Below are 7,015 nucleotides of genomic sequence, written 5' to 3' on the forward strand. Positions count from 1 at the left end.
CCTTTAGTTCAGGTCGTCTTTGGTCATCAGCGTATAGAACAGCCAACTAACCAAGAGAGTGATTGCAAAGTAGATCAGCGACATCGCTGCAGCAGGACCAAGGTCAAACTGGCCAAGGGCGATTTTCACCAGATCAATGGACAACAGCGTGGTGGAGTTGCCGGGGCCGCCTCCGGTCAGCACAAATGGCTCAGTGTAGATGTTAAAACTGTCCATGAACCGCAGCAGGATGGCGATGGTCAGCACCGATTTCATCTTGGGCAGCTGGATAAAGCGGAACACCGACCAGTTAGAGGCGCCGTCGATCTTGGCCGCCTGATAATAGGCATCGGGGATCGACACCAGTCCGGCATAGGCCAGCAGCACAACAAGCGAGGTCCAGTGCCAGACATCCATGGTGACAATGGTGATCCAGGCCGCGATTGGGTCTTGGGTCATGTCATACTGAATACCCAGAGTGTGGTTCAGGAAATAACCCAGCAGGCCGATATCGGGCAGGGTGAAAATGTTCCACATGGCGCCAACCACGTTCCACGGGATCAGCATCGGCAGCGCCATCAGCACCAGACAAACCGGCACCCAGATGCCCTTGCGTGGCATTGACAGGGCAATAGCAATGCCCAGCGGTACCTCGATGATCAGGATCAGGAATGTAAACAGGAATTGACGCCCCAGTGCCGCGTGAAAGCGTTCAGAGCGCAGCAGCTGTTCGAACCAGTCCAGGCCCTGCCAGAAGAACTGGTTGTTACCAAAGGTTTCTTGTACCGAGTAGTTGACCACCGTCATCATCGGGATCAGCGCGTTAAAGGCGACCAGCAACAACACCGGCAGCACAAAGAACCAGGCTTTTTGGTTTTCGGTTTTCATGACTGCGCCTCTTGCGGTTGGGTGGCAATCCAGCCGTCGACATAAAGCCGGGTCTGAGACTGTTGGAAGTTAAGGTGAACAGTCGCGCCTTTTTCTGGGCCAGAACCGTCGATGATAGCGCTGATCCGGCTGCCGTGTGCTTCACATTCAACCACCGTGTGGCGTCCGATGTCCGACACCTTGGTGACGGTTGCGGGCAGACCGGTGTCTTCTAGCGACACAAATTCAGGGCGAATGCCAATCTCAAGCTGACCAGATGGCGAACCCAGAACGGGGCCTTCAAGGGCAATCACCTGATCACCAAAATAGGCAACACCATCTGTCAGCGTGCAGGGCAGAATGTTCATGCCGGGCGAGCCGATGAAATGGCCAACAAAGGTGTGCGCTGGGCGATCAAACAGTTCAACCGGGGTACCGATCTGAACAATCTCGCCATCCTGCATCACCACCACCTGTTCGGCAAAGGTCAACGCCTCGGTCTGGTCGTGGGTCACATAGATCATCGTTGCGTTGATGCGTTGATGCAGTTCTTTCAGCTTTGAGCGCAGCTTCCATTTCAGATGCGGGTCGATTACGGTCAGCGGTTCGTCAAACATCACCACATTGACGTCTTCGCGCACCAATCCGCGCCCCATCGAGATTTTCTGCTTGTTGTCCGGGCTCAGGCCAGCGGCCTTTTGGTCCAGCATCTCGGTGACTTCCAACATCTCGGCAATCGCCATGACACGTTTGTTGACGGTGTCCTCGTCGCGGCCACGGTTGCGCAGCGGAAAGGCGAGGTTGTCGTAAACGGTCATGGTGTCGTAGATCACCGGGAACTGGAACACCTGCGCGATATTGCGCTGATCTGGCGGCAGATCAGTGACATCCTTACCGTCAAACAGGATCTGCCCCTCAGACGGAACCAGCAGGCCGGAAATGATGTTCAGCAAAGTCGACTTGCCGCAACCCGATGGCCCCAACAAGGCATAGGCACCCCCATCGGTCCAGTCCAGGTCGATTTCCTTCAACGCATAATCCGATGGTTGCTTCGGGTTCGGGTAATAGCTGTGACGCAGCTTGGAGAGTGTAATTTTAGCCATTGGTGCGCCTCACGCCACGCGAGAGCCATCGGGGGCAAAAACATAAGCCGCCGTTGGGTCCATATAGAAGTTGTGCATTTCGCCCACCTGATAGGGGTGAACACCGGGGGCCAGGGACACCCAACTGCCTGTGCCCATTTCAAAGTGAGCGCTGCTTTCAGAGCCGGAAAGCTCGGTCACCTGGACGCGGCCAGACATGCGGACTTTGCTTTTGTCGTTGGCGATTGGCAAAACATGGTGCGGGCGAATTGCGATTGTGTAATCGCCATCCGACAGACCTGCTGCATCGCCGGTCAGCTCCCAGCTTACCCCTGCGTTCAGGGTGGCCGTTGAACCTTGTTTGACAATAGCGGCCGTATTGATTGGCGGGTCCGAGAACACAGCAGCGGCAGATACATTGGCCGGATTGCGGTAGATGTCGGCAGTGACACCAAATTGGGTCACATGACCATCTTCCATCAGCGCGGTCTGACCGCCCAACAGCAGGGCTTCTTCAGGTTCAGACGTGGCATAGACCACCACGGCACCACGCCCGGCAAATAGCTCGGGCAGCTGGTCACGCAGTTCTTCGCGCAGCTTGTAGTCCAGGTTGGCCAGTGGTTCGTCCAGGAACACAGCCTTGGACTCCTTGGCAATGGCGCGGGCCAGCGCGGTCCGCTGCTGTTGCCCACCGGACAGTTCGTGCGGCATCCGTTTTAGCATCGGACGCAACTGCAAGATATCGGCGGCTTCTTCGACGCGGCCCTGAATTTCGGACTTTGCCATGCCTGCAACCTTGAGCGGCGAGGCGATGTTTTCATACACAGTCATGTGCGGGTAGTTGATGAAAAACTGGTGCACCAGACTGATGTTACGTTTCTGGGTGTTGAGCTTGGATACGTCCTGACCATCCATCCAGATCTCACCGCTGGCAAGCGGGTCCAGCCCGGCCATCAGTTTGATCAGAGAGGTCTTGCCCGATCCGGTTGCGCCCAACAGGACATTGAAGTGACCGGGGTGCAGAACAAGGGAGGTTTCCTTGATATGCAGGTTTGCGCCAACGCGCTTGGTCACGGATTTTAGTTCGAGTGCCATCGTGATGAGGCTTTCCGGCAGGCGGCCTGTTGCGCGCAAGGGTGCGCAGTCTTGGGATAATTAGCCCCAGAGATCGAGGAGGATCTCCGGGGCAAGAAGGGCTGAACAATTTGCTGGGTTCAGCCCATCAGGGAGGCCCGTTTACTGAGAGGCCCAGCGCGCAACCAACTCGTCATAGTTGACGGTTTGGCCCTGTGGCTTCTCGTTCTCCAGCAATGGCTTGGCGCCACCGTTGGCCATCCACCAGTCCGCGTCTTTCTCGTCGTTCAGACGTGGACCGCAACCGCCATAGACGTTGGCTGCTTCATCGGCACGCTGCATGCGGGCCATGGTGATGTCCATTTCTTCGGCTAGACGATCCATCGCTTCTTGTGGAGTGAACGCACCCGAGTTGACGTCACCAATCTGCTGCCACCAGATCTGGGCCAGCTTTGGATAGTCAGGAACGTTGACGCCTGTTGGCGACCAAGCAACACGATCAGGCGAACGGTAGAATTCTACCAGACCACCCAGATTGTCAGCACGCTCGGTAAAGCTCTCGTGGTTGACCGAGCTGTCACGGATGAAGGTCAGACCCACGTGGGACTTCTTCACGTCAACAGTTTTCGATGTCACGAACTGAGCATAGAGCCATGCAGCCTGAGCACGATCAGCTGGAGTCGACTTCAGGAAAGTCCAGGAACCCACGTCCTGATACCCAACCTTCTGGCCTTCTTCCCAATATGGGCCGTGCGGGCTTGGCGCCATCCGCCACAGTGGCGCGCCATCTGCGTCAACTGTGTTGTTGCCTTCAGACTGTGGCTTCACCATGTCGGCGGTGAATGCTGTGTACCAGAAGATCTGCTGGGCTACGTTGCCCTGCGCCAAGGCTGGCAGCGACTGATAGAAGTCATAGCTCGCAGCGCCCGGAGGAGCATAGGCCCGCAGCCATTCGTCCCACTTGCGGATCGCGTATACAGCCGCTGGGCCGTTTGCAGCACCACCGCGAGTGACAGATGCACCAGCTGGGTTACAGGAACCGGCTTCCATGCGGATGCCCCATTCGTCGATTGGCACACCGTTTGGCTCGCCTTTCGAACCAGCACCAGCCATCGACAGCCAGGCATCAGTCATCCGCCAGCCAAGGTCAGGCGCGCGCTTACCATAGTCCATGTGACCATAGATGGCTGTGCCGTCGATTTCCTTGACGTCATTGCTGAAGAACTCAGCGATGTCTTCATAGGCTGACCAGTTGACTGGCACACCCAGATCATAACCGTACTTGGCTTTGAACGCTTCCTGCAGGTCTGCGCGGTCAAACCAGTCCTTGCGGAACCAGTACAGGTTCGCAAATTGCTGATCTGGCAGCTGATACAGGTCGCCATCCGGACCAGTTGTGAACTGGCTGCCCATGAAGTCACCCAGATCGAGTGTAGGCGATGTTGTACCAGACCAGTCGCCTGCCATCATGTCGGTCAGGTTGTACGCCAGTTGCAGACGCGAGTGGGTGCCAATGAGATCCGAGTCATTGACGTAACCGTCATACAGGTTCCGCTGAGTTTGCATTTGGGTCTGAACCGCCTGCACAACTTCACCTTCACCGAGGATCTGGTGGTTCACCTTGATGCCGGTGATTTCCTCAAACGCCTTGGTCAGAACTTCCGACTCGTAGCTGTGAGTTGGAATGCCCTCGGACAGCACGTTGATTTCCATGCCCGAGAATGGCGCAGCAGCTTGGATGAACCACTGCATTTCCGCCAGCTGCTCGTCCTTGTTCAGAACCGAGGGCTGGAATTCCTCGTTAATCCATTTATTCGCGGCTGCCTCATCGGCATGCCCCATCGATCCCGCAATCACAGCAGTCGCTGCAACAGCGGAGAGAAGATACTTGCGCATCTTGTCACCTCCCTAAGGTATAAGATGTCAGAAATGCTCTGCGGCACCTGACTGTCACCTAGCTTTCACTTGATCTTCGTTTCTGTCAAACTAATTTTTTAGTAAGTGATAAAGTATTGTTTTTTATCGTAAATTTACGAAGAATATCGAAGGTGAAAAGAGTCGCCCTGTGGCTCTTGAGAGGGATTCTCTGATTTTGGACTGCAGCGGCCCCCTTTAAAAAGAGGTCGCTGCCCCCCTGGTTTCCCTCTATGCAGGCCCCATGATGACAGAGACAGAATTCGAAATTTTCCTCGTGGCAGCGCCCGGAACCGAAACAGCCCTGCGGGACGAAGCCCGCGAATTGGGGTTCAATTCGCCCAAGATCCTGCCCGGTGGGGTTACGATCACTGGCAACTGGACCGAGGTCTGGCGTGCCAATCTGCATTTGCGCGGTGCGGCACGCGTGTTGGCGCGTATCGGTGAAATCCGTGCCTTCCATTTGGCGCAACTCGACAAACGTGCCCGAAAATTTCCCTGGGGCGACGTGCTGCGCACCGATGTGCCGGTCAAGGTAGAGGTCACGACCAACAAGAAGTCAAAAATCTATCACGCCGGGGCCGCGACCCAGCGGTTTGAAAAAGCCATCACCGAAGAACTTGGCGCACCAATCTCAGCCGATGCCGAGGTCCGCATCAAGGTCCGTATCGACGACAACCTCTGTATCATCAGCGTCGATACCTCGGGCGAGGCCCTGCACAAACGTGGCCACAAGCCCGCCGTGGGCAAGGCCCCGATGCGCGAAAATCTGGCCGCGATGTTCCTGCGCCAATGTGGATACACCGGTACTGAAACCGTGCTGGATCCCATGTGCGGATCCGGCACCTTTGTGATCGAAGCCGCAGAAATCGCCATGGGCCTTGTCCCCGGCCGCAGCCGCAGCTTTGCTTTTGAAAAACTCGCCAACTTTGATGACGCCGCTTGGCAGAATATGCGCAGTGCAGGGCAGGGGGCCGAGACGGAACTCCGCTTCTACGGCTCCGACCGCAATGCAGGTGTGATCGACAGCACCATAACCAACGCCGAACGTGCCGGGGTTGATGCCTGCACGGTTTTCACTCATCAGGCGGTTAGTGATCTGACGCCGCCGGATGGCCCTCCGGGACTGGTCATCGTCAACCCGCCCTATGGTGCGCGCATCGGCAACAAGAAACTGCTTTATGCTCTGTATGGCGCTTTAGGCAAAACGCTCAGCAGCCGCTTTTCCGGCTGGCGCGTGGGCATTGTCACCAGCGAGGCCGGGTTGGCCAAGGCCACAGCGTTGCCGTTCTTGCCAACTGGCGTTCCGGTTGCCCATGGCGGTATTAAAATCCGACTATTCCAGACCGCGCCACTTCCTTGATGATAAGGGTGTTGCGCACCCAGCGCACGCTCTGGTTACGCAACATTCGCCAATTCATGACACATTGCCCATGTCGCGCGATAACCGCCGGGCCTTACACCCCCGGCACTTGGAACAGGGCCCCCGTTGGAACGGGGCGCTATCGGGATGCATCTACGCTCGGGGGATAAAGTCCCCGGCCGCTTCTGCTTTGGCGACGTCGCCACTCGTAACTGAAATTGGCAATAGGCCGCTTTGATAAGTAACAAACCGACGGTGCCAAGGCTCCAGCGGCGTTTTCGCTTGCACAGTTAGAAACGCAAAAGGACGACCCAAACTGGGCCGTCCCGTTTTGCTACACTGTGCGAGGCGGCACCTCCCCAATACCCCCTCGCTCAGACGATCGTTTACATGAATGCAGACGGATCGTCGTCCTGATCACCCCCACTGCCAGAAGCAGGAATGTGGTCTTCCGGATCCTGGTTCATCACTGCGATGATGTCCTTGGCGCTGGGGGATTTCCAACCCTCCCCACCGGTTCCGCCAGATCCGCCCGAGCCGCTGGCATAGACCACGTCATCACCACATTCGGTGTCATCGGGTTCGCCGCCATAAGCAGGTAGATCTCCGGTGTTCTTCCAAGGCACATCACTACAGGTTCCTGAACCAGATCCTTTAGAGCCCCCCGAGCCGGAGCCCTTGCTGCCCCCCGAGCCGGAGCCCTTGCTGCCCCCCGAGCCGGAGCCCTTGCTGCCCC

Annotated in this window: 5 protein-coding genes and 1 pseudogene; 1 reads left to right on the forward strand and 5 read right to left on the reverse strand. The window is 56.9% G+C overall.

Features of this window, described 5'->3' with window-relative positions; all coding sequences use genetic code 11:
• Positions 1 to 3 precede the first annotated feature (3 nt).
• The 4 genes from AC2T28_RS23040 to AC2T28_RS23055 all read right to left on the reverse strand — a co-directional run bounded on the left by AC2T28_RS23040 (position 4) and on the right by AC2T28_RS23055 (position 4,898).
• Positions 4 to 867 (reverse strand): carbohydrate ABC transporter permease, encoded by an 864-nt coding sequence (locus AC2T28_RS23040; protein ID WP_486750956.1) that lies wholly within the window; start codon positions 865 to 867, stop codon positions 4 to 6.
• Positions 864 to 1,949, reverse strand: coding sequence for an ABC transporter ATP-binding protein (locus AC2T28_RS23045; protein WP_486750957.1), 1,086 nt, complete (start codon positions 1,947 to 1,949; stop codon positions 864 to 866). The genes AC2T28_RS23040 and AC2T28_RS23045 overlap by 4 nt, the downstream gene beginning before the upstream one ends.
• 9 nt (positions 1,950 to 1,958) lie before the next feature.
• Positions 1,959 to 3,023, reverse strand: coding sequence for an ABC transporter ATP-binding protein (locus AC2T28_RS23050; protein WP_486750958.1), 1,065 nt, complete (start codon positions 3,021 to 3,023; stop codon positions 1,959 to 1,961).
• A 141-nt stretch (positions 3,024 to 3,164) separates the two neighbouring features.
• On the reverse strand, positions 3,165 to 4,898 hold the full coding sequence (locus AC2T28_RS23055) for an ABC transporter substrate-binding protein (RefSeq protein ID WP_486750959.1): 1,734 nt from the start codon (positions 4,896 to 4,898) through the stop codon (positions 3,165 to 3,167).
• Positions 4,899 to 5,160: 262 nt separating this feature from the next.
• Between AC2T28_RS23055 and AC2T28_RS23060 the strand changes: the two genes are divergently transcribed.
• Positions 5,161 to 6,279, forward strand: coding sequence for a THUMP domain-containing class I SAM-dependent RNA methyltransferase (locus tag AC2T28_RS23060; protein WP_486750960.1), 1,119 nt, complete (start codon positions 5,161 to 5,163; stop codon positions 6,277 to 6,279).
• 386 nt (positions 6,280 to 6,665) lie between these two features.
• On the opposite strand, the pseudogene AC2T28_RS23065 reads toward AC2T28_RS23060, so the two are convergent.
• A pseudogene (locus AC2T28_RS23065) lies at positions 6,666 to 7,015 on the reverse strand (hypothetical protein); the annotation flags it as partial.

Source organism: Parasedimentitalea nitratireducens (assembly GCF_057444295.1).